Source organism: Ruania suaedae, assembly GCF_021049265.1.
GTDB lineage: Bacteria > Actinomycetota > Actinomycetes > Actinomycetales > Beutenbergiaceae > Ruania > Ruania suaedae.
Map to the genome: position 1 here is coordinate 2,333,062 of NZ_CP088018.1, position 25,542 is coordinate 2,358,603.

At 71.5% G+C, this 25,542-nt stretch carries 25 protein-coding genes and 2 tRNA genes; 7 read left to right on the forward strand and 20 right to left on the reverse strand.

Annotation, left to right across the window (positions count from 1 at the left end; all coding sequences use genetic code 11):
* Positions 1–32: 32 nt before the first annotated feature.
* Genes rsmD through LQF12_RS10715 form a run of 4 tightly spaced genes read right to left on the reverse strand, consistent with a single transcriptional unit; the run spans position 33 to position 5,158 of the window.
* A complete protein-coding gene (rsmD, locus tag LQF12_RS10700; protein ID WP_231052922.1) occupies positions 33–584 on the reverse strand; it encodes a 16S rRNA (guanine(966)-N(2))-methyltransferase RsmD in 552 nt (183 codons plus the stop codon).
* A complete protein-coding gene (locus tag LQF12_RS10705) occupies positions 581–2,221 on the reverse strand; it encodes a DUF6297 family protein (protein WP_231052923.1) in 1,641 nt (546 codons plus the stop codon). Before LQF12_RS10705 ends, rsmD begins: the two co-directional genes overlap by 4 nt.
* Positions 2,218–2,928, reverse strand: a complete 711-nt coding sequence (locus LQF12_RS10710; protein WP_231052924.1) for an ABC transporter ATP-binding protein — start codon at positions 2,926–2,928, stop codon at positions 2,218–2,220. The genes LQF12_RS10705 and LQF12_RS10710 overlap by 4 nt, the downstream gene beginning before the upstream one ends.
* Positions 2,921–5,158: an ATP-dependent DNA helicase RecG gene (locus LQF12_RS10715; RefSeq protein ID WP_231052925.1), complete on the reverse strand. Its 2,238-nt coding sequence runs from the start codon at positions 5,156–5,158 to the stop codon at positions 2,921–2,923. The genes LQF12_RS10710 and LQF12_RS10715 overlap by 8 nt, the downstream gene beginning before the upstream one ends.
* 215 nt (positions 5,159–5,373) lie before the next feature.
* Here LQF12_RS10715 and rpmB point away from each other — a divergent pair, with 215 nt between their 5' ends.
* Positions 5,374–5,565, forward strand: a complete 192-nt coding sequence (gene rpmB / locus LQF12_RS10720) for a 50S ribosomal protein L28 (protein ID WP_231052926.1) — start codon at positions 5,374–5,376, stop codon at positions 5,563–5,565.
* 76 nt (positions 5,566–5,641) lie between these two features.
* On the opposite strand, the gene LQF12_RS10725 is transcribed toward rpmB, so the two are convergent.
* Together LQF12_RS10725 and LQF12_RS10730 are read right to left on the reverse strand one after the other, a co-directional pair.
* The gene (locus LQF12_RS10725) at positions 5,642–6,073 is read right to left on the reverse strand and encodes a CBS domain-containing protein (RefSeq protein ID WP_231052927.1); all 432 of its coding nucleotides are present in this window, start codon (positions 6,071–6,073) and stop codon (positions 5,642–5,644) included.
* 37 nt (positions 6,074–6,110) lie between these two features.
* Entirely contained in the window at positions 6,111–7,085 is a 975-nt protein-coding gene (locus LQF12_RS10730) for a thiamine-phosphate kinase (RefSeq protein WP_231052928.1), read from the reverse strand.
* A gap of 42 nt (positions 7,086–7,127) precedes the next feature.
* Between LQF12_RS10730 and LQF12_RS10735 the strand changes: the two genes are divergently transcribed.
* Entirely contained in the window at positions 7,128–7,649 is a 522-nt protein-coding gene (locus LQF12_RS10735; RefSeq protein ID WP_231052929.1) for a DUF3515 family protein, read from the forward strand.
* Positions 7,650–7,652: 3 nt separating this feature from the next.
* Here LQF12_RS10735 and LQF12_RS10740 read toward each other — a convergent pair whose 3' ends face one another.
* Positions 7,653–8,768, reverse strand: coding sequence for a D-alanine--D-alanine ligase family protein (locus LQF12_RS10740; RefSeq protein ID WP_231052930.1), 1,116 nt, complete (start codon positions 8,766–8,768; stop codon positions 7,653–7,655).
* Positions 8,769–8,824: 56 nt separating this feature from the next.
* Between LQF12_RS10740 and LQF12_RS10745 the strand changes: the two genes are divergently transcribed.
* Both LQF12_RS10745 and LQF12_RS10750 read left to right on the forward strand, forming a co-directional pair.
* On the forward strand, positions 8,825–9,997 hold the full coding sequence (locus tag LQF12_RS10745; RefSeq protein ID WP_231052931.1) for a trans-sulfuration enzyme family protein: 1,173 nt from the start codon (positions 8,825–8,827) through the stop codon (positions 9,995–9,997).
* Between the two features lie 32 nt (positions 9,998–10,029).
* Positions 10,030–10,704, forward strand: coding sequence for an AMIN-like domain-containing (lipo)protein (locus LQF12_RS10750; protein WP_231052932.1), 675 nt, complete (start codon positions 10,030–10,032; stop codon positions 10,702–10,704).
* 4 nt (positions 10,705–10,708) lie between these two features.
* Here the strand turns inward: LQF12_RS10750 and LQF12_RS10755 are convergent, their stop codons facing one another.
* The 5 genes from LQF12_RS10755 to leuC form a co-directional block, all read right to left on the reverse strand.
* Complete coding sequence (locus LQF12_RS10755) at positions 10,709–11,317, reverse strand: response regulator transcription factor (protein ID WP_231052933.1); 609 nt, start codon at positions 11,315–11,317, stop codon at positions 10,709–10,711.
* Positions 11,314–12,552, reverse strand: coding sequence for a sensor histidine kinase (locus LQF12_RS10760; RefSeq protein WP_231052934.1), 1,239 nt, complete (start codon positions 12,550–12,552; stop codon positions 11,314–11,316). Before LQF12_RS10760 ends, LQF12_RS10755 begins: the two co-directional genes overlap by 4 nt.
* A gap of 336 nt (positions 12,553–12,888) precedes the next feature.
* Positions 12,889–14,202: a UDP-N-acetylglucosamine 1-carboxyvinyltransferase gene (gene murA, locus LQF12_RS10765; protein ID WP_231052935.1), complete on the reverse strand. Its 1,314-nt coding sequence runs from the start codon at positions 14,200–14,202 to the stop codon at positions 12,889–12,891.
* Positions 14,203–14,269: 67 nt separating this feature from the next.
* Entirely contained in the window at positions 14,270–14,908 is a 639-nt protein-coding gene (gene leuD / locus LQF12_RS10770) for a 3-isopropylmalate dehydratase small subunit (protein WP_231052936.1), read from the reverse strand.
* 26 nt (positions 14,909–14,934) lie between these two features.
* The gene (gene leuC, locus LQF12_RS10775; RefSeq protein ID WP_231052937.1) at positions 14,935–16,416 is read right to left on the reverse strand and encodes a 3-isopropylmalate dehydratase large subunit; all 1,482 of its coding nucleotides are present in this window, start codon (positions 16,414–16,416) and stop codon (positions 14,935–14,937) included.
* A gap of 107 nt (positions 16,417–16,523) precedes the next feature.
* Here leuC and LQF12_RS10780 point away from each other — a divergent pair, with 107 nt between their 5' ends.
* Positions 16,524–17,246, forward strand: a complete 723-nt coding sequence (locus tag LQF12_RS10780; RefSeq protein WP_231052938.1) for an IclR family transcriptional regulator — start codon at positions 16,524–16,526, stop codon at positions 17,244–17,246.
* 14 nt (positions 17,247–17,260) lie between these two features.
* Here LQF12_RS10780 and LQF12_RS10785 read toward each other — a convergent pair whose 3' ends face one another.
* Positions 17,261–19,210, reverse strand: coding sequence for a penicillin-binding transpeptidase domain-containing protein (locus LQF12_RS10785; protein WP_231052939.1), 1,950 nt, complete (start codon positions 19,208–19,210; stop codon positions 17,261–17,263).
* 54 nt (positions 19,211–19,264) lie between these two features.
* Between LQF12_RS10785 and LQF12_RS10790 the strand changes: the two genes are divergently transcribed.
* Both LQF12_RS10790 and LQF12_RS10795 read left to right on the forward strand, forming a co-directional pair.
* Entirely contained in the window at positions 19,265–19,810 is a 546-nt protein-coding gene (locus tag LQF12_RS10790) for a pyridoxamine 5'-phosphate oxidase family protein (protein WP_231052940.1), read from the forward strand.
* Positions 19,811–20,009: 199 nt separating this feature from the next.
* A complete protein-coding gene (locus tag LQF12_RS10795; protein WP_231052941.1) occupies positions 20,010–20,507 on the forward strand; it encodes an FBP domain-containing protein in 498 nt (165 codons plus the stop codon).
* Between the two features lie 71 nt (positions 20,508–20,578).
* Here LQF12_RS10795 and LQF12_RS10800 read toward each other — a convergent pair.
* From LQF12_RS10800 to LQF12_RS10830, 7 genes are all read right to left on the reverse strand, one after another.
* A tRNA-Glu gene (locus tag LQF12_RS10800) sits at positions 20,579–20,651 on the reverse strand.
* 56 nt (positions 20,652–20,707) lie between these two features.
* A tRNA-Gln gene (locus LQF12_RS10805) sits at positions 20,708–20,779 on the reverse strand.
* A gap of 127 nt (positions 20,780–20,906) precedes the next feature.
* Positions 20,907–22,016, reverse strand: coding sequence for an ATP-grasp fold amidoligase family protein (locus LQF12_RS10810; RefSeq protein WP_231052942.1), 1,110 nt, complete (start codon positions 22,014–22,016; stop codon positions 20,907–20,909).
* On the reverse strand, positions 22,016–23,515 hold the full coding sequence (gltX, locus tag LQF12_RS10815; RefSeq protein WP_231052943.1) for a glutamate--tRNA ligase: 1,500 nt from the start codon (positions 23,513–23,515) through the stop codon (positions 22,016–22,018). The genes LQF12_RS10810 and gltX overlap by 1 nt, the downstream gene beginning before the upstream one ends.
* Before the next feature lie 13 nt (positions 23,516–23,528).
* The gene (locus LQF12_RS10820; RefSeq protein WP_231052944.1) at positions 23,529–23,735 is read right to left on the reverse strand and encodes a PLDc N-terminal domain-containing protein; all 207 of its coding nucleotides are present in this window, start codon (positions 23,733–23,735) and stop codon (positions 23,529–23,531) included.
* Positions 23,719–24,747, reverse strand: a complete 1,029-nt coding sequence (locus LQF12_RS10825; protein ID WP_231052945.1) for a Gfo/Idh/MocA family protein — start codon at positions 24,745–24,747, stop codon at positions 23,719–23,721. The genes LQF12_RS10820 and LQF12_RS10825 overlap by 17 nt, the downstream gene beginning before the upstream one ends.
* Positions 24,744–25,532 carry a ThuA domain-containing protein gene (locus LQF12_RS10830; RefSeq protein ID WP_231052946.1) on the reverse strand — a complete coding sequence of 263 codons (789 nt, stop codon included), beginning with the start codon at positions 25,530–25,532 and terminating at the stop codon, positions 24,744–24,746. The genes LQF12_RS10825 and LQF12_RS10830 overlap by 4 nt, the downstream gene beginning before the upstream one ends.
* Positions 25,533–25,542 lie beyond the last annotated feature (10 nt).

Sequence of the window (25,542 nt, forward strand, 5' to 3'; positions counted from 1 at the left end):
GTGCGCCGGTGTCCGCTCCCGGGGCCCGGAACTCAGGGCACGAGCGCGTAGTGGACGCTGGTCTCGCCGTAGGACTTCGTGCCGTCGTCGGACCAGCCGGGCGGCCAGGCCGGGGCAGGTGACCGGGTGGAGCGCTCGAGCACGATCGTCGCCTCGGGCGCGAGCCACCCGGGCTCGCTGAGCGCCGAGAGCACGTCCTCGATAGCAGCCGCATAGGGCGGGTCGATGAGCACCACGTCGTAGCCCGCCGCAGGCGGGCGACCACCCAGGTACCGCTCGACCGGCGCAGCCACCACCTCCACCCGGTCGGCCAGCCCGGTGCGGCGCGCATTCGTCCGGCAGATCCCGACGGCGCTGCGTCCGGACTCCACCAGGGTCACCCGGGCGGCACCCCGGCTGGCAGCCTCCAGACCCAGCGCCCCCGATCCCGCGTACAGGTCGAGCACCCGGGTGCCCTCGAGCACGCCGAGGTGGTCGAGCCGGGAGAAGATCGCCTCCCTGACCCGGTCGCTGGTGGGCCGCGTACCGACCGGGGGCACGTCGAGGCGCTGCCCGCCCGCACTGCCGGCGATCAGTCGTGTCATCGCCCGGCCTTGCGGCGTGCCTTCTCCTGCTGCTGGCGCTCCTGCTCGGCCTGCGCCTGCTCCATCCAGCTCGGCTTGGTCTCATCCCGTACCCGGGTGGCGACCACGAAGCCCAGCGCGGAGGTGCTCGCCTGCAGCAACAGCAGGATCGGCGCGGGGCCGATCGCGATCGCGGCGATCACCAGCGGGATCAGCGCCAGCACCACCAGGTCCGGGCCACGCGCGAAGGCGAGCATCACCCCCGGCGCGACGGGGCCGGCGGGGCCGTTCACGAGCGGCTTGTTCCAGTCCGGCGGCTTGCGGTACGCGGCGCGGACCACACCGGCGGCGAACGTCGGGGCGCAGAGCAGACCGAAGATCATCCACCCCACCTGGTGCCCGTGCGCGGCTCCCCACAGCCCGAAGATCGGCACGCACCACAGGACCATCACCACCAACGGCACGATCGCGCGCGCCTTGCGCACGTCGAACGCCGAGATCGGGAAGTGGCGATCGAGCACCGGCGCCATCTCGGCCCGGCGCGAGCCCTCCCCGGTGGCCATCGCCGCCAGGTAGCCGCCGACGATCAGCGCCAGCAGGTTCAGCCAGATCGGCCAGCCGGCCAGCACCGGCAGCAGCCCGAGGCTGGCGGCCACGAACACCTGGATCACGTGCCGCGGCGAGCGCAGGAAGACGGTCGCATCCCCGGTCATGATCGCCGTCACGGGGCCACGCACCCACCCGAAGGAGATCGAACGCCGTCGGGAATCCGGGGCAGTGACCACGCTCAGGGCCCGCCCCAGCTCGCGGGTGTCCATGGACGTGACCGCACCCCCGGCGTAGGCGCTGACCGCGCCGCGCGCGCGCAGCTCCCGGCCGGCGATCTTCTCCAGGCTCCGCTCGGCCCACACGATCAGCACGACGGCGGCCCCGGCGAGTATTGCGGCGACCACCGGCCAGGCGGTGAAGTCCAGCAACGCGGGCGCGGGCGGGCGCACGAGGGCGACCACCACCCCGAGCAGCGGCCCGGCGGCCATGAGCAGGTCCCCGACCAGGATCGCCGGGCGGACCCGGCGCTCCTTCCGGTTCCCGCGCAGCACCTGGCCGGCGGTGGTCGTCAGGGCCAGGACCGCTCCCCCGGCGGCGAAGGCGGCCACTCCCCACAGGATCTGGGCCGGCGTTCCGTCGGCGAGGAACAACGCGAGCGCCCCACCAGCCGCACCCACCCCGGCGCCCAGCACGGGCACGAGCACGAACCGTGGCCGTAGCAGACCGCGCCGGTCAGCGGGCGCGGTCAGCCACCAGGTGGCCCGGCCCCCGCCCATCCCGACCGGTCCCAGCCGCGCCGCCAGTCCGACGATGCCACCGACGACGATCAGCGCCGCCACCAGGGAGAGCCAGGTCGGGTCGAGCGTCGCCTCCTCCGGGCCGGTGGCCAGGGTCGCGTTCAGTGCCTGGACCGCCCCCAGCGCCACGGCCAGGGCGATGGCCATCGAGAACAGCACCGAGTAGACCTCGGAGAGGGCCTCCATGAAGCTGCCGCCGGTATGGGCCTCGGTCGCATCACGGGTGAGCCGGCGCAGCTGCCGGCCGGTGGCCCAGTTCGCCGGGTCGGCCTGCTCGGGATGGAGCCTCCCTGGGCTGATCTGCTCGCTCACATCGCCTCGATCGCCTGGGCGCCGGCCTCCGCGGAGACCACGCGGACCTGATCCTCGGCCAGCACCACCACGGTGGAGGCCACCTCGCGCACCAGCACCGGATCGTGGGTGGCCATCACCACCCCGCCACCGCTGCGGCGCTCGGTGACCAGCCGCGCCGCCAGCCGGTCGCGCATCCCGGAGTCCAGCCGCTGCTCGGGCTCGTCCAGCACCAGCAGGGTACGCGGGCGCACGAACGCGGCGGCCAGCAGCAGCCGGCGTCGCTGCCCGGAGGAGAGCGCCGTGGGCGCTGCGTGCTGGCGGGCGGTGAGACCGAACTCCTCGATCGCCTCGTTCACGCGCGCGGTCACCTGATCCATCCCGTGACCGCGCGCGGTGAGCAGCAGGTGCTCGCGCACGGTCAGCGCCGGGAGGTAGGAGTCCTCGTCCAGGACGACCGCCACCTGGGCCCGGAAGCGCTGGGTGCGCTCGTCCACCGGCCGTCCCAGCACCTGGATCGAACCACCGAGCAGATCGAGCAGGCCGGCCACGGCCCGCAGGAAGGTCGACTTCCCGGTGCCGTTGGAGCCCACGATCGCGAGCGCACCACCGGCGGGAAGCTCGACGCTGATCGGCGGGCAGACCGCGCTGTCGATGGTGGAGCCGTAGCCCACGCTCACCCCGGAGGCGCGGATGAGGGACGGCGTCGATGACTTGCGCTTAGGCACGGTCGAGATACTCCTCGTGGTCGGGATCGACAAGGCGGGTGACGGCAAGCAACACCTCGGGGTGCGTCACCAGGTTCGGGTCGTGGGCGATCAGCCCCCGGGCATCATCGCGTGCCTGCTCGATGAGGTCACGATCGCGGACCACCCGCAGCATCGTCAGCGAGTTACCCCGCCCGGACTGGGCGGCGCCGAGCACATCCCCCTCGCGGCGTTGCTCGAGGTCCTGCTCGGCGAGGGCGAAGCCGTCGGTGCTCGCCACCAGGGCCTGCAGCCGCTGCCAGGCGGGGGTGCCCGGCTCGGCCGAGCTGACCAGCAGGCACGTCCCCGGTGCACTGCCGCGTCCGACCCGTCCGCGCAGCTGGTGCAGCTGGGAGATCCCGAATCGGTCGGCGTCGAGGATGACCATCACGGTGGCCTCCGGCACGTCCACGCCCACCTCGATCACGGTGGTGGTCACCAGCACGGGGGTGCGGCCGGCCGCGAAGTCGGCCATCGCCCGGTCCTTCTCCTCGGTGGACAGCCGTCCGTGCATCATTCCCAGCGCGGTGCCGGCGAGGGTGCGGTCCCGGCCGAGCGTGGCGAAGGTGTCCTCGACGTTGGCCGCATCCTTGCCGGCCACCGCATCGGTGGCCCGCAGCGCGGTGACCGGGGTGGGGGCGTCGTCGTCCTCGACCACGGAGGAGCTGATGCGAGGGGCGACCACATAGGCCCGCCCACCCCGGGAGACCTCTTCGGCGACCTTCTCCCAGGTGCGGGTCAACCAGCGCGGGTTGTCGGCGGGGACGGCGAAGGTCTGGACGCCGGGGCGCCCGGCCGGGATCTCCCGCAGGGTCGAGACGTCGACGTCGCCGAAGAAGGTCATCGCCACCGACCGTGGGATCGGCGTGGCGGTCAGGAAGAGCTGGTGCGGCATCGTCCGGCCCTTCGAACGCAGCGCGTCACGCTGCTCGACGCCGAACCGATGCTGCTCGTCGATGACCGTGAGCCCGAGATCGGCGAACTGCACCTGCTCCGAGAGCAGGGCATGGGTGCCGATCACGATCCCGGCGGCGCCGGAGGCCGCATCTGCGAGCGCCTGGCGCCGGGCGGTGGCGCCCATGGAGCCGGTGATGAGGGCCACCCGGGTGGCATCGCTCGCCCCGCCGAGCATGCCGGCCTCGGCGAGCGGACCGAGCATCGCGCTGATCGATCGGTGGTGCTGCTGGGCGAGCACCTCGGTGGGGGCCAGCAGTGCCGCCTGCCCGCCCGCATCGATGACCTGCATCATCGCCCGCAGCGCAACGACCGTCTTGCCCGAGCCGACCTCACCCTGCAGCAGTCGCTGCATGGGTTCGGCGGCAGCGAGGTCGGCGGCGATCTCCTCCGCCACCGTGCGCTGACCGCTGGTGAGTTCGAACGGCAGCTGGGCGTCGAGGGCGTCCATGAGCCCTCCGGCTCGGCTCGGCCGGGGTGTGGCGTCGTGAGCGGCGATGTCCGCACGACGGCGGGCGAGGGCGGTTTGGAGGATGAACGCCTCCTCGTACCGGTAGCGGCGCTGGGCGTCCCGCCATTCCTGATCCACCGAGGGCAGATGGATCATCCGCAGGGCCGCGCCGGCCGGTGGGAGGCTGCGCCGCTGGACCACCTCCTGCGGCAACCACTCCGGCACATCGGCGTCGGCCATCGGGTCCAGCACCATCCGCACCGCCTTGGCGATCTTCCAGCTGGGCAGCTTCGCGGTGGCGGGGTAGACCGGGACGGGCCGGTTCACCCGTGCCTGCACGAGCGACTCATCGGCAGTCTCGCCCAGCGGCTCGTACTCGGGATGGGTGAGCTGCAGCTCGCTGCGGTAGAGCGAGACCAGCCCCGAGAACATCGCCGAGGCCCCGATCGGCAGCTGGCGGCGCAGGTGGGTGACCATCCCGGCATTGCGTGCGAAGAACGTCAGCGGCAACCGCGTGGTGCCGTCGGTGATCGTCACCGTCGCGATGTGCAGGCGGCGATTGCGGGCGGGGCGGCTCTCGATCTCGGCCACCTCGGCCATCACGGTGGCGTGCTCACCGGGGACGAGGTCGGCCAGGCGCGTGTACCGGCCACGATGGAGGTAGCGGCGCGGGAAGTGGCGCAACAGCTCGTCGACGGAGCGGACCCCGACGCCGGCCAGGGCCTTGGCGGTCTTCTCCCCGACGGCGCGCGCCAACTGCCGCGTGAGCTGTTCCGCGGCGTGCTCGTCGTCTACGTCTGCCACCATGGCGATGGTATCCGCACGCCCGGACATCCCTGCGTGTGCGGCAGAACACGACGGCGGCCTCGCTCCGGTTTGAGCCGGGCACGGCACCTGGAGTACTCTGCTCTGGTTGCCCTTCCTGGGCATGCGCTCCGGCCCGCCCGCGCGGCGACCGGCCGAGCCCTTCACAGACCCTGCCGCTTCACCCGTGGCGAGCACTGACCTAGAGGAGACCCACCGTGGCTGCTACGTGTGACGTCTGCGCCAAGGCCCCGAGCTTCGGCCACAGCATCTCGCACTCCCACCGCCGGACCAAGCGGCGCTGGAACCCGAACATCCAGAAGGTGCGCACCGTCTCAGGCGGCACGCCCAAGCGCATGAACGTGTGCACCTCCTGCCTCAAGGCCGGGAAGGTCACCCGCGCCGTCTGAGATCGCGCATCCTCGCACGAGGCCCTCGCCACTGGTGGCGGGGGCCTCGTCGTGTCAGCACGCCCGCAGCGGCACGTCAGTGCGAGACGTAGTCCACCAGGGAGTCCCGCTCGCTCTGCAGCTCGTCCAGCCGGTGCTTGACGATGTCCCCGATGGAGACGATCGCCTCCAGTTTGCCGTCCACCACCACCGGCAGGTGCCGGATCCGGTGCTCGGTCATCGTCCGCGCCAGCACCTCGAGCTCGTCCTCAGGGACGCAGGTGTGCACGTGGACGGTCATCACCTCGGCCACGGCGGCCTCGAGCACCCCGGCCCCGCGCGCGTGCAGGTGCCGGACCACATCGCGTTCGGTGACGATTCCGGCCACGCTGGCACCCTCGTCCTCGGAGACGACCACGGCCCCGATGTTGCGGTCGTCCAGGACGGCGAGCAGGTCGGCCACGGTGGCCTGCGGCGGGACGGTGACGACCGCAGCACCCTTACGACGGATCACTTCTGAGATACGCATACTTCACGATACGCCGACTGTGACCCCGATCACAGACTCATCGGCCGGCGAAGTGGTCCCAGCCCGAGGTCGTCGTGGACGGAGACCGTCCGTCCACCCTCACACCCGGCTCCCCCGCGGCCACGGCGCCGATCTGCCGGAACCCCTCGGGCAGCGGTCCGTCCGGGCCGAAGACCGCGAGCAGGCCGTGGTCCTCGCCGCCGGTCAGTACCCAGTCGCCGGCCTCCCGGCCGAAGGTGCGAGCCAGCGGCTCCAGTGCCGCGACGTCGCCGGCGAGGGCCTGCGTGCTCAGGTCCAGCACCACCCCGCTGGCCCGCGCCATCCGCCCGGCGTCACGCAACAGCCCGTCGCTGACGTCCATCATCGCCCGCGCACCCGCCACGGCGGCCTGCGCCCCCGCCCCCACCGGTGGCTGCGGCCGCAGGAAGGCCCCGACGGCGTCCCCCGCCCCGGGCGCGTGCGAGCCACCCGATTCCAGCACCACCAGCCCGGCTGCTGCCCGTCCCAGGACGCCGGCGTGACAGAGACGGTCACCCGGCCGGGCGCCGTCCCGGCGCACCGGCGCACGGCCGTCCAGATCGCCGTGCGCGGTCATCGCCACCATCACCACCGGACCACCGGAGAGGTCGCCGCCCTCGGCCCCGACGGCGTGGCGCCGGCACGCCTGGGCGATCCCGTCCGCGAAGTCCTCCACCCAGGCGACCTCGAGGTCACCCGGCAGCACCAGCGAGGTGACGATCGCCGTCGGGCGGGCGCCCATGGCGGCCACGTCGGCGAGGTTCTGCATCACCGCACGCCATCCCACGTCGGCCCCGGTGCCCCAACCGAGGCGGAAGTGGCGGTCCTGCACGAGCACGTCGGTGGTCACCACGAAGCGGCCGTCCGGGGCCAGGACCACGGCCGCGTCGTCGCCGGGCCCGACCACCCGGCCCGTCCCTGCGGGCAGCCGCGGCACCACCCGGGCCAGCAGCTCGTCCTCGGTGAGATCCTGGACCCGTTCGACCTGATGCACCCGCCGAGCCTACCCAGAGCCGGCACCGATTACGGTGGAGGGGTGCCCGACTCCCCCACCCACCGGCGCGGCCGCGCCACCGCCCTGACCACGGCGGCGATCGCCGTCGCGCTCCTGGGCGCCTGCCAGTCCACGGTGGAGGTGGCCCCGGCCCCCACCGCGAGCGCACCGGTGTGCGCCGAGGTGCTGCGCGCGCTGCCGGAGGAGCTCGCGGCAGCCGAGCGCCGGTCCACCACCTCCCAGGCCAGTGCCGCCTGGGGGGAGGATCCGGCGATCACCTTCCGATGCGGGGTGGCCCCGCCCGGGCCCACCACCGACCGGTGCATCACGGCCGAGGCCGCGAACGGCACCTCGGTGGACTGGGTGGTCAACGAGATCGGCGATGTGGACAGCGGGTGGCGGTTCACGACCTACGGCCGCGTGCCCGCCATCGAACTGACGGTGCCGGTGGAGCGCGTGGGCAACGCCTCCGATGCCGACCCGACCACATTGCTGGTCGACATCGGCGAGGCGGTCGACCTCATCGGCGCCGAGCGCTCGTGCCTCGCGCTCGAGGACCTCTGAACCTCAGCGCAGGCCGGTGCGGCGCTGGCGTGCCAGCTCGATCAGCTCGGTGATCAGATCGCGATAGGCCAGGCCGGATCGCTCCCACATCATCGGGTACATCGAGAACGGCGTGAAGCCGGGCATCGTGTTGATCTCGTTGACGACCACACCGGAGGCGGTGACGAAGAAGTCCACCCGGGCCAGGCCCTCGCACCCGAGGGCGTCGAAGGTCTGCGCGGCGAGGGCGCGTACCTCGGCGGTGGTCGCCTCGCCCACCTCGGCGGGCCAGGCGAGGGTGACGCCGTCGGCGTCGAAGTACTTGGCCTGGTAGTCGTAGAACCCGTGGCCGGTGTCGGTGACGAGGATCTCCCCCGGCAGCGTCGTGCGCGGCGGGGCGTCGTCGCGGCCCTCGAGCACGGCGCACTCGATCTCCCGCCCGACGATCGCCGCCTCGACGATCACCTTCGGGTCGTGCTCGCGTGCGGCCTCGACGGCGGCGGCCAGATCCTCGGGCCGGTCCACCTTGGAGATGCCGATGCTGGACCCGGCGCGGCACGGCTTGACGAACACCGGCCACCCCAGGGCGTCCACGGCCGCGAGCGCGTCCTCGCGGCTGGTGCGCCAGGCACGATCGGTGATCACCGTGTAGGGCCCCACCGGCAGCCCGGCGCCGGCCAGGACGATCTTCATGTAGTGCTTGTCCATGCCGACGGCCGAGGCGAGGACCCCGGAACCGGCGTAGGGCAGCCCGGCGAGCTCGAGCATCCCCTGCAGGGTGCCGTCCTCTCCGAACGGCCCGTGCAGCAGCGGCAGCACCACATCCACCTGGCCCAGCAGCGCGGGCGCGGAGCCGGAGCCGGGCCCGTAGCTGACGACGTCACCGGAGGAGTCCATCGGCAGCAGCACCTGGTCGCCGTCCCCGGCCTCGACCTGCGGAGGGGTCGGGCCGGTGATCTGCCAGCGCGCCGGATCGTCGGCGGCGAGGATCCACTCGCCGGTGCGGGCGATGCCGATCGGCACCACCTCGTAGCGGTCGCGATCGATCGCGGCCAGCACGCCGGCGGCGGTCGCACAGCTGACAGGGTGCTCATCGCTGCGACCGCCGAACAGGATCGCCACACGGGTACGTTCGCTCATCAGCGCCAGCGTACGGCAACACCACCTCCCGGCGCCGACGCGTAGGCTCGGGGACCGTGACCGAGAACCACGAGCCCCACCTCCACCCGGACACCCGCACCGTGACCGCGGGCCGGCCGGCCCGCCAGGAGCAGGCGCCGGTGAACCCGCCGGTGGTCCTCTCCTCCACCTACGTCTCGACCGGCTCCCCCGACTCCGGGGACCTGGTCTACGCCCGCCTGGGGACCGAGACATGGCTGCCGCTGGAGGAGGCGCTCGCCGCTCTCGAGCAGGCCGCCCTGCCGGCCCTGGTGTTCGGTTCCGGGATGGGAGCGATCTCCGCGGCGCTGGACCTGGTGCCCGCCGGTGGTGAGGTGATCATCCCCCGGCACAGTTACCACGCCTCGCTCGTGGCCGCCCGGCACCTGGCCGAGCGCTCCCGGGTGAGGGTCACCGAGGTCGACATCGCCGACACCGCGCAGGTCGTCGCGGCGGTGCAGGCCTCGGCCGACGGTGGCCACGAGCCGGTGCTGTGGGTGGAGTCGCCCACCAACCCGATGCTGGAGGTGGCGGACCTGCCGGCACTGGCGGAGGCGACCCACGCCGTCGGCGGCCTGGTGATCGCGGACAACACCTTCGCCACCCCGCTGGGGCAGCGCCCGCTCGGCCTGGGCGCAGACGTGGTGGTGCACTCGGTGACCAAGTACCTGGCCGGGCACTCCGACGTCGTCCTCGGGGCAGCACTCACCGACGATGCCGGCCTGCACGAGCGGTTGCGCACCCGCCGCAGCATCGGTGGCGCCGTGGCCGGCCCCTGGGAGGCGTGGCTGGCGCTGCGCGGGATGCGCACGCTCGCGCTCCGGGTGGAGCGCTCGCAGCGCAACGCCGCGGCTCTCGCCGAGCACCTGCGCGACCACCCACAGGTGGTGGCCGTCAGCTACCCCGGCCTGCCCGACCACCCCCAGCACGCGCGTGCCGCCGCTCAGATGTCCGGCTTCGGCTCGATCCTCACGCTCCGGCCGGCCGGCGGCGTCCGCGGCGCCGAGGCGCTCACGCGCGCGCTGAGGCTGTGGGTGCCGGCCACGAGCCTGGGCGGGGTCGAGTCCTCCCTGGAGCGGCGACGCCGGTTCGCCGCCGAGGCCGTGACCGTGCCCGAGGACCTGCTGCGGCTGTCCGTCGGGATCGAGGATGTGAGCGACCTGATCGCCGATCTCGATCAGGCGCTGGAGGTGGCGAGCCACTACGCTTGAGCCGGACGTTCCCTACCTCGAGGAGGTGGCTGATGCGACCGATGCACACGCGATATCTGCCGCTGGCGGTCCTGACCGCGACCGCGCTCTCGCTCGCCGGCTGCACCGATGCCCCGGAGGAGTCCGGTGAGGGAACGACAGACCAGCCCGATCCCACCACCAGCGCCCCGGCCGAGGACGACACCGAGAGCCCGTCGCCGGAGCCGACCGAGGAGGAAAGCACCGAGGACACCTCGCAGGACAGCCCGGCGGAGGGGTCCGAGCCCTTCCCGGCCGACACCTCGCGTGATACCCAGGCGGCCGAGGGTGGCTACGACCTGCTGCTGGTGGAGGCACGCACCGGGCGGCACGACGGCTACGACCGGGTGGTGCTGGAGTTCACCGGGTCCGGGACACCGGGCTGGGTGGGCGAGTACGTCGAGGACCCCGTCGAGGACGGCAGCGGACGCCCGATCGACATCGAGGGTGAGGCCGCGCTGCAGGTCACGGTCGAGGGCACCCGCTATCCCGACAAGACCGACGACTACTTCTCCCCCGCCGTGCTGCCCGTCGAGGGCGAGGCCATCGAGGAGGCCGATATCGGCGGCACCTTCGAGGGATACACGCAGGTCATCGTCGGCGTCGAGGACGAGGGCTCCCCGTTCCGGGTGTTCTCACTGACTGATCCGACCCGGGTGGTCATCGACGTCCAGGACGTCGAGGACTGACGGCTCAGATCCAGCCGCGGGCCCGGGCCGTGCGCGCGGCCTCGTGCCGGTTGGCGGCGCCGAGCTTGGACGCCGCCGAGGACAGGTAGTTGCGGACCGTACCCGGGCTCAGTGAGGCGCGCACGGCGATCTCCTCCACGGGGGCGCCGTCCGCGGCCAGTTCGAGCACGTCCGCCTCACGCGCCGTCAGCGGGCTGGCGCCGGCGGAGATCGCCTCCGCCGCGAGCTCGGGATCGACGTACCGGCCCCCGGCCACCACCTGGCGCAGCACGTCGGCCAGGACCTTGGCGGAGACGGTCTTGGGCAGGAAGCCGCGCACGCCCGCCTCCAGGGCTTTCTTCAGGTAGCCCGGCCGCCCGTGACTGGTCACGATCACACACGCGCACCCCGGCACCTCGGTGAGGATCTGCGCGGCGGCCTCGATCCCGTCCAGCCCCGGCATCTGCAGGTCGAGCACGGCCACGTCCGGGGCGAGCCGGCGCGCCAGCGCCACCGCCTCGGTCCCGCTCGCGGCCTGTCCGACGACGTCGATGTCCTCCTCCAGATCCAGCAGGGAGGCGACCGCATCCCGGATCAGGTTCTCGTCGTCGGCCAGCATCACCTGAATGGTCATCGCGTCTCCTCGATCGCTGCGTCGGGCACCCGGGCCCGGACCCGGAAGCTCCCGTCCGGTCCGGCACCGGATTCGATGCTGCCTCCGACGGAGGCGAGCCGTTCGGACAGGCCCCGCAGCCCCGATCCCGGGCGTGGGGAGGCGAGCGGACGCACGCCGTCGTTGGCGACCTCGACGGTGGCTGCGCCGTCGGCGGAGAACAGTGAGATCGTCGCGATGCGGGCGTCGGCGTGGCGGACCACGTTCGTGACCGCCTCGCGCACGACCCACGCCAGCGCTTCCGCGGCGCGCTCCCCCACCGGAGTGCTCTCGCCGTGCACGCTCACGCTCACGCCCGCCGAACGCAGGATGTCGGTGGCGCCGGCGAGCTCGGTCGGCAGGTCGGCACGCCGGTAGCCGTCGACGACGGACCTCACCTCGCGCAGCGCGTCCTGGGAGATCTGGCGGACCTCGAGCATCTTCTCGGCGCCGCGCGGGTCACCGCGGCGTGCCAGCTCGGCAGCGAGCTCACTCGTCACCGCGACGGTGGACAGCGTCCGGCCGAAGATGTCGTGCAGGTCCCGGGAGAAGCGCAGCCGCTCCTCGGCCACGGCGAGGCGGGCATCGACCTCCCGGCGGCGGTCGAGGTCCCAGACCACGCCGATCATCCAGGCAGCGACGCGGAAGGAGAGCACCACGCCGACCATGACGAGAGCACCGGAGATCCCGAAGGCGAGCAGCGCCGAGGCATCGCCGACGAACACGGCCACGGCGGCGCCGGACAGCGCGACCAGTGCGACCCCGATGGCCGCCAGCACCCGCGTGCGGATCATCGGAGCGGCGGCCGAGAGTGCGATGGCGAGGGGGGCGAGCAGGAGCCATCCGGCCATCCGCGCCGTCGGCACCGGCGTCGACTCCCACGGGATCGCCTGCAGCAGCACCGCGGCCAGCACCAGCAGGCTCGTGGTCGCCGCCACGAGACCCGCCACGAGCCTGCGCGGCCAGGCCCGCCGGCCCAGATAGTGATCGAGCGCGCCGGCCAGGGTGACCTCGGCGGTCACGGTCTGGGCCAGATAGGCGAGGAGGTAGAGCGGCGCGAACCAACCCGGCAGGCCCGCCTCCGCGGAGAAGCTCGCGGTCGCCAGCACGCCCACGAACGGCCCGAGCATCACGAGCACGTACAGCGACCAGCGGTTGTAGGTCTCGAACCGCTCCGGGTCGCTCTGACCCTGCCACCATCCTGATCGCACGGGCATCACGCTACTCGTCACCACCATGACCCCACCGTCGCACCGGGCCCGGGGCGCCGGTAGTGCTCCGGATCACGAGAGTTCTCGGCGCGGGCACGGGTCCGCGATGACAGATGTCATGACGAAGGGCGCCGGACCCGAGGGCCCGGCGCCCTGTGGCGCGGTGCGCGGGAGAGTGGACGCACCGACGCCCGCGCCCCGGCGGGAGACAGGCACCGGGGCTACTGCGTCACGACCGGATCTCGGGGTCCGGCCGGTCGGGGTCCCGCCCGACACCCTCAGTCTGGGCAGTGAACCTGGTGATTGCCTGGGAGCAGGCTGGCAGATGCCTTGGGATCGACCTCAGGCGGACGTGAACTTCGCCCCGAGCGCCTCGAGCTTGCCGGCGAAGTTCTCGTAGCCGCGGTTGATCAGCTCGATGCCGCGCACGTGGGAGGTCCCGTCGGCGGCGAGGGCGGCGATCAGGTGGGAGAAGCCACCGCGTAGGTCGGGCACCTCGATGTCGGCGGCGCGCAGCGGCGTCGGGCCGGAGACGACCGCGGAGTGGAAGAAGTTGCGCTGGCCGAACCGGCATTCGAGTCCGCCCAGGCACTCGCGGTAGACCTGGATCGTCGCACCCATCTTGCGCAGCGCCTCGGTGAACCCGAACCGGTTCTCGTACACCGTCTCGTGCACGATCGACAGGCCGGTGGCCTGGGTGAGGGCGACCACGAGCGGCTGCTGCCAGTCCGTCATGAACCCCGGGTGGACGTCGGTCTCCAGCACGATGGAGCGCAGCTCGGTGCCCGGGTGGCGGAAGCGGATCCCGTCGTCGTCGATGTCGAACTCGCCACCCACCTTCCGGAAGGTGTTGAGGAAGGTCATCATGTCGGGCTGCCGGGCCCCGCGGACGTAGACGTCACCGTGGGTGGCCAGGGCGGCGGAGGCCCAGGACGCAGCCTCGATGCGGTCGGGCAGCGCGGCGTGGGTGTAGCCGCCCAGGCGCGGGACCCCTTCCACCCGGATCACCCGGTCGGTGTCGACGGAGATGATCGCGCCCATGCGCTGCAGCACCGCGATCAGGTCCATGATCTCGGGCTCGATCGCAGCGCCGGCGAGCTCGGTGACCCCCTCCGCCCGCACGGCCGTGAGCAGCAGCTGTTCGGTCGCACCCACGCTCGGGTAGGGCAGATCCACCTTCGTCCCGCGCAGACCGCGGGGAGCGGTGATGAGGATGCCGGTGTCGAGCTTGTCGACCTGGGCGCCGAAATGCCGCAGGATCTCCAGGTGGTAGTCGATCGGCCGGTCCCCGATCCGGCAGCCGCCGAGGTCGGGGATGAACGCCTCACCCAGGCGGTGCAGGAGCGGCCCGCACAGCAGGATCGGGATGCGGCTGGCGCCGGCGTGGGTGTCGATGTCGGCCTTGTGCGCGGTCTCGACGTTGCGCGGGTCCAGGCGTACGACGCCGCCCGCGACGTCCCGTTCGACCTGCACGCCGTGCAGCTGCAGCAGGCCGGCGACGACGTTCACGTCACGGATCTCGGGCACGTTGCGCAGCTCGCTGGGTTCCTCGCCCAGCAGCGCCGCCACCATCGCCTTGGAGACGAAGTTCTTCGCCCCGCGTACCGTGATCTCGCCGTGCAGCGGGGTCCCGCCGTGCACCTGCAGATGACTCATGCCACCGTCCTCGTCGTCGTCCCCCGACCTGGTACCCGTCCGGTGGGACGGGCCAGACCAGGGTACGTCAGGAGGTCGAGCGGGCCGCCTCGATCTCGACGGTCGGCAGGTGCTTGGCCGGCAGCGTCCGCGGCCGCCACGGGCCACGAGTCGCCTCGAAGGCCGTGATGTCCTCCTCGTGACCGAGCGTGAGGCCGATGTCGTCCAGGCCCTCCATCAGGCGCCACCGGGTGTACTCGTCGACGTCGAAACGGGCGACGACCGCGCCGCACGTCACGGTGCGGTTCTCCAGGTCCACGGTGATCTCGGTGCCGGGCTCGGTCTCGAGCACCTTCCAGATCTGCTCGATGTCGTCCTGGGCGAGCTGGGCGGCGAGCAGGCCCTGCTTGCCGGAGTTGCCGCGGAAGATGTCCGCGAACCGCGAGGCCAGCACGGCCTTGAAGCCGTAGTCCTTGAGCGCCCAGACCGCGTGCTCGCGCGAGGAGCCGGTGCCGAAGTCGGGTCCGGCCACCAGCACCGAGCCCGAGCGGTAGGCGTCCTGGTTCAGCACGAAGTCCGGGTTCCCGCGCCAGGCGGCGAACAGCGCGTCCTCGAAGCCGGTGCGCGTGACGCGCTTGAGGTAGACGGCGGGGATGATCTGGTCGGTGTCGACGTTGCTGCGGCGTAGCGGAACCCCGACGCCGGTGTGCGTGGCGAACTTCTCCATGGTCTTTCTCCTGACGATTCTCGGGCTCAGACCTGCAGCGGCACGCGCGGGTCGAGCGGGGCCAGCGGGGTTCCGTCGAACGAGGTGAGGTCGACGTCAGCGCCCAGGTCCAGATCCGCCAGCGAGGACAGGGTGCCGCGGATGGCCGTGGCGGCAGCGACCAGCGGGGAGACCAGGTGGGTACGCCCACCCTTGCCCTGGCGGCCCTCGAAGTTGCGGTTGGAGGTGGAGGCAGAGCGTTCCCCCGGCGCGAGCTGGTCGGGGTTCATGCCCAGGCACATCGAGCAGCCGGCGTTACGCCACTCGGCGCCGAAGTCCAGGAAGATCTCGTCCAGACCCTCGGCCTCGGCCTGCAGGCGCACGCGCGCCGAGGCGGGGACCACGAGCACGCGGACGCTCTCGGCCTTCGTGCGGCCCTGGAGCACCTTGGCCACCGAGCGCAGGTCCTCGATCCGGCCGTTGGTGCATGAACCGATGAAAACGGTGTCGACGGCGATCTCGCGCAGCGGCATCCCGGGCACCAGGCCCATGTACTCGACCGCGCGCTCGGCGGCGACGCGCTCGTTCTCGTCGGCGATCTCCTCCGGGACCGGCACGTTCGCGCTCAGCGGCAGGCCCTGGCCGGGGTTGGTGCCCCAGGTGACGAAGGGCTCCAGGTCGGAGGCCTCGATGACGACCTCGGTGTCGAAGACCGCGTCGTCATCGCTGCGCAGCGTCTTCCAGTACTCGACGGCCTCGTCCCAGTCGGCGCCCTCCGGAGCGTGCGGGCGGCCCTGGAGGTAGTCGAAGGTGGTCTGATCCGGGGCGATCATGCCCGCGCGGGCGCCGGCCTCGATCGACATGTTGCAGACCGTCATCCGCGCCTCCATGGAGAGCCTGCGGATGGCCTCACCGCGGTACTCGAGCACATACCCCTGCCCGCCGCCGGTTCCGATCTTGGCGATGATCGCCAGGATGATGTCCTTCGAGGTCGCACCCGGGGGCAGGTCACCGTTGACGGTGATCGCCATCGTCTTGAAGGGGGCCAGCGGCAGCGTCTGCGTGGCGAGCACGTGCTCGACCTCGGAGGTGCCGATGCCGAAGGCGAGCGCACCGAAGGCGCCGTGGGTGGAGGTGTGGGAGTCGCCGCAGACGACGGTCAGGCCGGGCATGGTCAGCCCGAGCTGGGGGCCCACCTGGTGCACGATGCCCTGGTCGGCGTCACCGAGGGAGTGGATGCGCACACCGAACTCCTCGGCGTTCGCCCGCAGGGTGTCGATCTGGGTGCGACTGGTCAGGTCCGCGATCGGCAGATCGATGTCGACCGTCGGGGTGTTGTGGTCCTCGGTGGCCAGCGTCAGGTCCGGGCGGCGCACCGTGCGGCCCGCCAGCCGCAGCCCCTCGAAGGCCTGCGGACTGGTCACCTCGTGCACGAGGTGAAGATCGATGTAGAGCAGGTCCGGAGCACCGTCGGTACCCTTGCGGACCACGTGGTCCTGCCAGACCTTCTCGGCCAGCGTTCCAGCCATGCGTGTCACCTTCTTCGTTCGTGGGCCCCTGGGGTGGCGGGGCCGGTTCCGCCTGGGTCGAAGTCCGAGACTTGCAGTCTCACGCTGTGAGATGGCAGTATCGACCTATGGACAACTCTAGCGGAGTCGGCGTCCTCGACAAAGCCGCGATCGTCCTGGGCGCCCTCGAGGCCGGCCCGGCGACGCTGGCACAGCTGGTCGCCGCGACCCACCTGGCTCGCCCCACGGCACACCGCCTCGCCGTGGCGCTCGAGCACCACCGATTCGTCGCCCGCGACATGCAGGGACGGTTCGTGCTCGGCCCGCGCCTGGCCGAGCTGGCCTCCGCCGCCGGCGAGGATCGGTTGCTCGCGGCCGCGGGATCGGTGCTGCTCGCGCTGCGCGACCACACCGGGGAGAGTGCCCAGCTGTTCCGCCGCCAGGCCGATCAGCGCATCTGCGTGGCCGCCGCCGAGAAGCAGATGGGCCTGCGGGACTCCATCCCGGTCGGTGCCACGCTGTCGATGCTGGCGGGTTCGGCTGCACAGGTGCTGCTTGCCTGGGAGGAGCCGGACCGGCTGCACCGCGGGCTGCACGGCGCCAAGTTCACTGCCACGATCCTGTCGGGGGTGCGCCGGCGCGGCTGGGCCCAGAGCGTCAGCGAGCGTGAGATCGGCGTGGCCTCGGTCTCGGCGCCGGTGCGTGGGCCGTCGGGACGGGTGATCGCGGCAGTCTCGGTCTCCGGTCCGATCGAGCGGATGACCCGCCAGCCCGGGCGGTTGCACGCCAACGCCGTGATGGCGGCGGCGAACCGGCTCAGTGACGTGCTGCGCACCGGCGACAACGACTGACGGACGGCGGCCTCTCAGTCGGATCCGAGGAACTCGGCCATCAGCGGCCCGGCGGCACCGGCGCCGTCGGAGCCCTCCTCCAGGAAGACGGCGACCGCCAGGTCGTCCTGCGCAGCGATCATCCAGGCGTGCGTGCCGCCGTCGTACTCGGCGGTGCCGGTCTTGGCGAGCAGGTCACCGTTGTCGCTCACGTCCGCGAGCGCCTGGCTCGCCGTGCCGTCGGTCACGACGGCGCGCATCGCCTGCCGTAGCAGGGTCGCCTCGGTCTCGGTGAGTGGTGTGGGCACGTCCTGCTCTGCCTGCGCCGTCTCGCGGAACTCGTCGGTGTCGACCAGGACCGGCGTGACGGCGTGGCCGGCGCTGATCGAGGCGGCCACGGTGGCCATGGCCAGTGGTGAGGCAAGCACCTGGCCCTGACCGATGAGGCCGGCCGCGTGGAGGGTGCCCTCGGCTTCCGTCGGCACCGAGCCGAGCCACACCGGATAGCCCAGGCCCTCCAGCTCACCGCGACCCAGGCCGAGGCTGGCGGCCGCGTCAGCCAGATCGGCGGCGGTGATCTCGTCCCGCACCGACATCAGCGCCGTGTTGCAGGACTGGGCAATCACCTGCTCGAGGGTGATATCGCCGAGGGCGGACTCCGGGTACCCGGGGTAGTTCTCGAACTCGCGTCCGTTCACGGTGAGGGTGTCGGTGCAGGCGAGGCTGTCATCGAGGTCCATGCCGGAGCGGAGCAGCGCGAGCAGGGTGACGACCTTGAACGTCGAGCCGGGCGCGTACTGGCCGAGAGTGGCGGTCGACCACCCGTTGCTCGCGGCGCTGCTGGAGGCGGCCAGCACATTGCCGGTCCCGGGTTCGATCGCCACCAGGCCGGCGGGCACGTCGAGCCCGTCCACGAGCTGCTCGGCCCGTAGCTGCATGTCCTCGTCGAGGGTGGTGCGCAACGGCTCCCCCTGCACGGCCTCGGAGGTGTACAGCTCGGTGGTTTCCTCCCCCGCCGTGGCGGTGATCGTCAGGCCGCCGAACCCCCGCAGCTGCTCGTCGTAGGCGAGCTGCAGGCCGGCCAGGCCGACCTGATCGCCCTCGGCGATCGCGCCGTCGGATGCCTCGATGATCTCCCCGGTGGCGGTGCCGACGCGCCCGAGGATGGAGTAGGCGAAGTACTCCGTCGGGCCCATCTGCCGCTCATCGCCGACCAGGTTCACGCCATCGATCCCTCGCACGTCCTCCACCTCGGGGGCGTCCTGCGATACGACCACCGCCACCACGAAGGCACGCTCCCCGGCGGCGAGCACCCGGTCGGCGTAGGCCTGCGGGTCCTCGAGGTCGAGCGCCTCGGCGAGCTCGATCGCCTGGTCCTCCCAGTCCTCGGACTCGATGTAGGTCTTGTCGATGCCCACGCGGTAGACATCGATGGCCGTGACGAGCACCTCATCGTCACGCCCGAGCACCTCCCCGCGTGGCGCCTCGGACTGCTCGACGGTGAGCACGCCGTCGTCCCCGAGCTCCGGGGCGAGGACGGAGCGCTGCCAGTCGACGACGTAGCTGCTCTCGTCGCTCGAGACGAGATGGACCGAGGCCGGGTAGGTCCAGTCCTCCTCGGTACCGGGCACGTCCCAGGTCCAGGTCAGGGCCGCATCGGCCGCCATGGAACCGTCGTCCTCCTCATACGGCGTGGAGGACCAGGTGACCTCGACGACGTGCGGGACCAGCGCCGTCAGGTCCCCGAGCACCTCCTCGTACTGCTCGGCGGCCCGGGACGCGTCGTCCTCCGCCAGCGGCGCCGCGGTGAGGTCGCCGTCCGAGAGCGCGGTGGCGAGCGCCTCGGCAGCGTCGACGTGCGGGGTGGCCGGCTCCTGCGGCTCGGGGTCGGAGTCCGAGCAGGCGGCGAGCGCGAGCGAGGCGGAGGCGAACGCCGCGAGTGCCGGCATCCTCCGGGAAGATCGCTGCGCCGTCGGGGTGACCATGGTCCTACGGTAGCCGCGGGACCTGACAGCGCCGGAGCACGACACAATGACGTCATGGCTACGCAGTACACCGAGATCACCGACCGGCTGCGCACCTTCATCGAGGCGCAGCAGCTGTTCTTCGTGGGCACGGCCGCGAGCGAGGGACGCGTGAACGTCTCCCCCAAGGGCCTGGACTCCTTGCGGGTCCTCGCCCCGACGCAGGTGGTGTGGTTGAACGGCACCGGCAGCGGCAACGAGACGGCCGCACACGTGCTCGAGGACCCGCGGATGACGGTGATGTTCTGCTCCTTCGAGCGTCAGCCGATGATCCTTCGGTTGTACGGGACCGCCCGCGCCGTGCACGAGCCCGACGCCGACTGGGAGGAGCTCTACGGCCTCTTCCCGCCCATGCGCGGGGCCCGGAACATCTTCGCGCTCGACATCGACCTGGTGCAGACCTCCTGCGGGTACGGGGTCCCGTTCTACGAGTTCGAGGGCGAACGGCCCCTCATGGACTCGTGGGCGGCGAAGAAGGGCGAGGACGGTCTCGTCGAGTACCGGCAGACCAGGAACCGCGCCAGCATCGACGGCTTCCCCACAGGGCTTCCACCCGCCTGAAAACACCTGGCCCACTCCGGTCGGAGGCGGATACGCTGGCACGGCCACCACCCAGGTGGCGAACGAGAGGACGCACGTGCGAGGGAGAGCCGAGGTGGCCCCCAGGGCCTGCTCCAGGCCGGCCTGCCCCCGCGCCCGGTGCTGAGAACCGGCGGTCGGGCGCGGCGCTGAGCCATGCCCACCGACTGGAGAACCCCTCATGAACCCCCTCACGGACCCACAGATCCGTCGCGCCCTCGTCAACACCACCCGTGGCGAGGCCAACCGCGCCGTCCTACCCGACCTCGCCGCGCTCGACTGGGAGCGTCTGGACTACCTGGGCTGGCGCGACCCGAAAGCGCCCCTGAACGCCTACGTCGCCCTCGAGCTCGACGGCGAACCCATCGCCATTGCCCTACGAGCCCCGGAGAAGGGTGGCAAGCACCGCAAGGCCATGTGTGCCTGGTGCGAGGACATCGTGGCCGTGGACGACGTCAGCCTCTACGTCGCACCTCGGGCCGGCGCTGCCGGTCGTCGCGGCGACACCATCGGCACGCTCGTGTGCACCGACTTCCTCTGCTCGAAGAACGTGCGACGACGGCCCACCCGCACGGAGGCCTCCTCCGCCGAGGATCGTGCCCGGCTGATCGCCGGCAGGATCGCCGGCCTGCAGGAACGCTCGGCGCGCTTCGTGGCCGAGGTGTGTCGCATGCGCTGATCTCGCGTCCCGTTCCGGGTCTGCCCGGACACGACGAAGGCCCCCGCTCGATGAGCGGGGGCCTTCCGGTGTAGCCCCGACCGGATTCGAACCGGCGCTACCGCCTTGAGAGGGCGGCGTCCTAGGCCACTAGACGACGGGGCCGAGCAAACACAGGGAATCGTACCGGACTCCGGAGAGTGACCCGGGACGATTCTCCGCTGGGGTACCAGGACTCGAACCTAGACTAACTGTACCAGAAACAGTCGTGCTGCCGATTACACCATACCCCATGGTGTCAAGGCCTTCTCACTCACAAGATCCACGCACTGCTCCGAGGACCAGGAACGGGAAGGCCGTGCCGACCTGAAACTGTACCGGAACTCGATGCCCGACCCAAACCGGCGCGCGTGTGCGAGGTCACAGCGCACACCAGTTCTCACACGGTGCTGTGACGATCGGCCAAGCGCCGGGAAAGAACTCCGGTGCCTCAGCGCTGCGCGTTGGGTAGAGATCCTCTATCGGGTGATCCCCGTGCAGTGCGCCGAAGGGCCGACCACGTGCCAGATCGAGAGCGAGACGCGCTCGCGCCTTGACCCACAGCCTGCCCAGTTGCTCGTCGTGATCGTCGCGGTAGATACGCCGGCCTCCCGGTGCTCGGGTGATCTCGCCCAGCAACGGGCCATTCGGACCCGTGTAGAGGTCCACGCGGCAGAAAGGGAGCCCGACCGCCCTCGAGAGGTGGCGAGAGATCCGCACCATCTCTTCGAAGTCCGCCGGCAGCGGAATGTCAGGCGTCACCCGCTGCGCGGGCATCACAGCGCCCAGATCAGAACCGCGGGGATCGACGTAGCGATACTGCACGATCGTGCCCTCGGGGCCGGGAAGAACACGGCGCAACAGCACGTGGCCGACCTGTCCGTAGAAGCTGAAGAACTTCACATCAACCGGGACCGACGCTTCCTCGTCACCCGTCTCGATGAAGCGCTCAACGAAATAGGGTGGGCGCACGCCGGAACGGGCGGCCACTTCCGGACCGACCTCCTCGTCCCGAAAGGGGCGGCCGGTTCCGATCTCGATAAGTGCGCCGGAGCCGGAGCGCTCTAGCAGGAGCACTCCGCGGCCGCCCGCCCCGCCGTCCCCCTTGACGACGAACCTGCCGGTCGCCTCGGCAAGATCGAGGTCCTCTCCAGTGTCGGCAACGTCAAGTATGGCTGGAACGGCTACACCGTGCGACTGGGCCAGCATGTAGTTGCGCAACTTGAACGGCACCTGTGCCAGTGGCGTCAGCCGGGCGGTGTCCACGTTCGGCGTGTACGCCGCCTCGGCGCGAAGAAGCTCGAGTTGGGTCCAGAACGACGGCCCACGTTTGGCCACACGCTCTTGTTGGAGTTCACGTACCCGTTCGCGCAGCTCGCCGATCTGCCGCCGATGCTCGGCCACCTCGACCTGGCGCGCCGCCAACGCTTCGTCTCGCCAAGCGATGGGCGGGAACAGGCGGCGCAACCGCTGCCGCACCGGCCTGGCCACTACAGCCTCGCCCGCAACGCCTGCAGCCGTGTGAGCGCGGACTCCTTGCCCAGGATCTCGATCGACTCGAACAGCGGCGGGGAGACCCGTCGCCCGGTGATCCCCACGCGCAGCGGGGCGAACGCGAACCGCGGCTTGATCCCCATCTCCTCGACCAGTACGGCTTTGAGGGCCTCCTGCTGCGGCTCCGGGCTGAGGTCCTCGAGCCCCTCCAGCACCGCGATCGAGCGGTCGAGCACCTCGGCCGCCTCGGGGCGCAGCGCCGAGAGCGCGTCCTCCTCCACCACGAGGGCGTCATCGGCCACGAACAGGAAGCCGAGCATCCCGGGGGCCTCGCCGAGCAGGGTCATCCGCTCCTGCACCAGCGGTGCCGCGAGGTTCAGCAACTGCTGGTGCTGCGCCGGCAGGCCCTCGTAGGTGGCGGAGGGCACCACCCCGGCCTCGTGCAGGTAGGGCACCAACCGGGCGCGGAAGTCCTCCGGGGCGAGCAGGCGCAGGTGGGCGGCGTTGATCGCCTCGGCCTTCTTCTGGTCGAAACGCGCCGGGTTCGGGTTCACGTCCGTGACGTCGAAAGCGGCGACCATCTCCTCCCGCGTGAAGATGTCGTGGTCCGGGGAGATGCTCCAGCCCAGCAGCGCCAGGTAGTTCAGCAGACCCTCCGGGATGAAGCCGCGCTCGCGATGCACGAACAGGTTCGACTCCGGCGCCCGCTTGGAGAGCTTCTTGTTCCCTTCGCCGGTCACCATCGGCAGGTGCCCGTACGCCGGCACACCCTCGGCGATCCCGAGCTCGGTGAGCGCCCGGTGCAGGGCGATCTGCCGCGGCGTGGAGGAGAGCAGGTCCTCCCCGCGCAGCACGTGCGTGATCCGCATCAGGGCGTCGTCGAGCGGGTTGGTCAACGTGTACAGCGGCTGGCCGTTGCCGCGCACGATGACGAAGTCCGGCACCGAGCCCGCGGCGAAGGTCACCTCCCCGCGCACCAGGTCGGTGAAGGTGAGGTCCTCGTCCGGCATCCGCAGCCGCAGCACGGGCGCACGTCCCTCGGCCCGGAAGCCCGCCTTCTGCTCCTCGGTCAGGTCGCGGTCGAAGGCGTCGTAGCCGAGCTTGGGGTCACGGCCGGCCGCCTTGTGCCGGGCCTCGATCTCCTCCGGCGTGGAGAAGGACTCATAGGCGAACCCGGACTGCAGGAGCTTGGCCGCGACGTCGGCGTAGACCGCCGCCCGCTCGGACTGACGGTAGGGCCCGTCCGGCCCGCCGACGCGCACGCCCTCGTCCCAGTCGATCCCCAGCCAGTCCAGTGCGTCGAGCAGCTGGTCGTAGCTCTCCTGGCTGTCCCGGGCGGCGTCGGTGTCCTCGATCCGGAACACGAAGGTGCCGCCGTGATGGCGGGCCTGCGCCCAGTTGAACAGGGCGGTGCGGATCAGCCCGACGTGCGGGGCTCCGGTGGGCGAGGGGCAGAAGCGGACGCGCACATCGGCGCCGGAAGCGGGAGTCGTCATGATGGCGCCCAGCCTACTGGTGAGTGGCCCCATTCCTCCGGCCGGCCACGAACCACAGGATCGGGCCCACCACCGGCGCGAGAACGATCAGCGCGAACCACGCCACCTGCAGCAGCCCACGCAGCTCCCGGTGGCGGACGGCACTGACCAGGGCCACCACCATCAGCACCAGCGGCAGCACCACCACCAACGTGAAGGCCAGGTCATAGTTCGCGATCATCAGTCCCCTCCCGTGCGGACGCCATCACCTCCGCCAGCGTAACCACCCGCCCCTCGCGCGAGGAGAGCACCGCCGCCTCCACCATGGCCACACTCAGCACGTTCCGCCGACCGGCCGTGGCCGGTTCGGTCCCGGTGCGCAGGCATCCCACGAACTCGGCCAGCGATCCGGCGATCTCCTCCGGCACGTCCCGCTCCGGCACCGGGACCCTGCCGCCGTCCAGGTCGTACGCCTGCGGCAGGCTGTCCCCGTCCCAGCGCACGCCCCCGCCGGCCGCACCGAGATTCCACACCCCGTTCCAGGACGTTTCCGGGTGAGGCCCGCACCAGGTGCCGGTGTAGGCGAAGGAGGCTCCGCCGTCGAAGGTGAACGTGGCCGTGGCCACGGCGTTGCCCGCGTACCAGGACCAGCTCGGGTTGGACGAGGAGCAGTACACGCTCACCGGGTCGCGGCCCATCAGATCGCGGGCGAGGTCGAACTGGTGGATCGCCATGTCCACGATCAGCGGCTCGGCCATCTGCTCGCGGAAGCCCCCGAAGCGGGGCGCCCGCGCGAACTCGCACCGCGCTGTCTCCACCGGCCCGAGCGTGGCCAGCACCTCCCGCAGCGAGGCCAGATGGCGGTAGTAGCGCCGGGACTGGGAGATCATCAGCAGCTGCCCGGCGCGCTCAGCCGCGTCGATCATCGGCAGGCAGCCGGCCACCGATTCGGCCATCGGCTTCTCGCACAGCACCGGCAGCCCGAGCCCGAGCGCCTCGAGGTTCACCGGCAGGTGGGCGGCCGGCACCGTCACATTCACGACGGCGTCCGCTCGCCCGCCGCTGAGCGCGTCGGTCAGTGAGGTGGTCACCGGCACCTGCGGTGAGCCGGTGGCCACCAGCGCGGACGATGCCGTGGCCGGATCGAGATCGACCACGCCGACGAGTTCGACGTCGGGGTTCGCCGCGATGGCGTGCAGCCAGGCCCGGCCCATGCCACCGGCGCCCACCTGGATCAGGCGCAGGGGCGTCATTCGGCCGCCTTGATCGCGCCGGTGTAGCCGTGCCCGGTGAAGAACTCCCCGCTCTCGTAGCGCAGCAGGGTCGGGGTGGCACGCTCGGGGCGGACAGTACGGGCCCAGCCGACGCCGTTGGCGATCACCCGGCGCACGTGCTCGTGGTGGTAGACGGGGAAGTCCTGGTCGCCCGGGGAGAAGAAGAAGATCTTGCCGTGGCCGCGCCGGAAGGTGCAACCGGAGCGGAACACCTCTCCCCCGGTGAAGGAGGAGATGAAGACCAGCTCGTCCGGGGTGGGGATGTCGAAGAACTCCCCGTACATCTCTTGCTGGTCGATGATGATCGGACTCGGCACCCCCTGGGCGATCGGATGCGTGGGGTCGACCGTCCAGACCAGCTCCCGGTCCTCCTCACTGCGCCAGCGCAGGGTGCAACTGGTGCCCATGAGCTTGCCGAAGATCTTCGACCAGTGCCCCGAGTGCAGCACCAGCAGCCCCATCCCGTCCAGCACGTGCCGGTGCACCCGGTCCACGACGTCGTCGCGCACTTCTCCGTGGGCAGCGTGCCCCCACCAGACGAGCACGTCGGTCGCGGCGAGCACCTCCTCGGTGAGGCCGTGCTCGGGATCGTCGAGGGTCACGGTGGAGACCTGGGCGTCGGGGCGGTGCTCCCGGATCCCGGCGGCGATCGTCTCGTGCATGCCGTCGGGGTAGATCTCGGCCACATGCGGCTCGACCTGCTCGTGCCGGTTCTCGCCCCAGACCAGGACGCGCAGGTCCTTCGTTTCCGGCTGAGTCGTCATCGTCCTCACT

Excerpts from the sequence above, each read along its gene's own strand:
- LQF12_RS10740 (WP_231052930.1), bottom strand. The coding sequence starts at position 8,768 with ATGAGCGAACGTACCCGTGTGGCGATCCTGTTCGGCGGTCGCAGCGAT.
- LQF12_RS10830 (WP_231052946.1), bottom strand. The coding sequence starts at position 25,532 with ATGACGACTCAGCCGGAAACGAAGGACCTGCGCGTCCTGGTCTGGGGC.
- LQF12_RS10760 (WP_231052934.1), bottom strand. The coding sequence starts at position 12,552 with ATGCCCGTGCGATCAGGATGGTGGCAGGGTCAGAGCGACCCGGAGCGG.
- LQF12_RS10780 (WP_231052938.1), top strand. The coding sequence starts at position 16,524 with ATGGACAACTCTAGCGGAGTCGGCGTCCTCGACAAAGCCGCGATCGTC.
- LQF12_RS10785 (WP_231052939.1), bottom strand. The coding sequence starts at position 19,210 with ATGGTCACCCCGACGGCGCAGCGATCTTCCCGGAGGATGCCGGCACTC.
- gltX (WP_231052943.1), bottom strand. The coding sequence starts at position 23,515 with ATGACGACTCCCGCTTCCGGCGCCGATGTGCGCGTCCGCTTCTGCCCC.
- LQF12_RS10755 (WP_231052933.1), bottom strand. The coding sequence starts at position 11,317 with ATGACCATTCAGGTGATGCTGGCCGACGACGAGAACCTGATCCGGGAT.
- LQF12_RS10750 (WP_231052932.1), top strand. The coding sequence starts at position 10,030 with ATGCGACCGATGCACACGCGATATCTGCCGCTGGCGGTCCTGACCGCG.
- LQF12_RS10825 (WP_231052945.1), bottom strand. The coding sequence starts at position 24,747 with ATGACGCCCCTGCGCCTGATCCAGGTGGGCGCCGGTGGCATGGGCCGG.
- leuC (WP_231052937.1), bottom strand. The coding sequence starts at position 16,416 with ATGGCTGGAACGCTGGCCGAGAAGGTCTGGCAGGACCACGTGGTCCGC.
- leuD (WP_231052936.1), bottom strand. The coding sequence starts at position 14,908 with ATGGAGAAGTTCGCCACGCACACCGGCGTCGGGGTTCCGCTACGCCGC.
- LQF12_RS10725 (WP_231052927.1), bottom strand. The coding sequence starts at position 6,073 with ATGCGTATCTCAGAAGTGATCCGTCGTAAGGGTGCTGCGGTCGTCACC.
- LQF12_RS10795 (WP_231052941.1), top strand. The coding sequence starts at position 20,010 with ATGAACCCCCTCACGGACCCACAGATCCGTCGCGCCCTCGTCAACACC.
- LQF12_RS10790 (WP_231052940.1), top strand. The coding sequence starts at position 19,265 with ATGGCTACGCAGTACACCGAGATCACCGACCGGCTGCGCACCTTCATC.
- murA (WP_231052935.1), bottom strand. The coding sequence starts at position 14,202 with ATGAGTCATCTGCAGGTGCACGGCGGGACCCCGCTGCACGGCGAGATC.
- LQF12_RS10715 (WP_231052925.1), bottom strand. The coding sequence starts at position 5,158 with ATGGTGGCAGACGTAGACGACGAGCACGCCGCGGAACAGCTCACGCGG.
- rsmD (WP_231052922.1), bottom strand. The coding sequence starts at position 584 with ATGACACGACTGATCGCCGGCAGTGCGGGCGGGCAGCGCCTCGACGTG.
- LQF12_RS10820 (WP_231052944.1), bottom strand. The coding sequence starts at position 23,735 with ATGATCGCGAACTATGACCTGGCCTTCACGTTGGTGGTGGTGCTGCCG.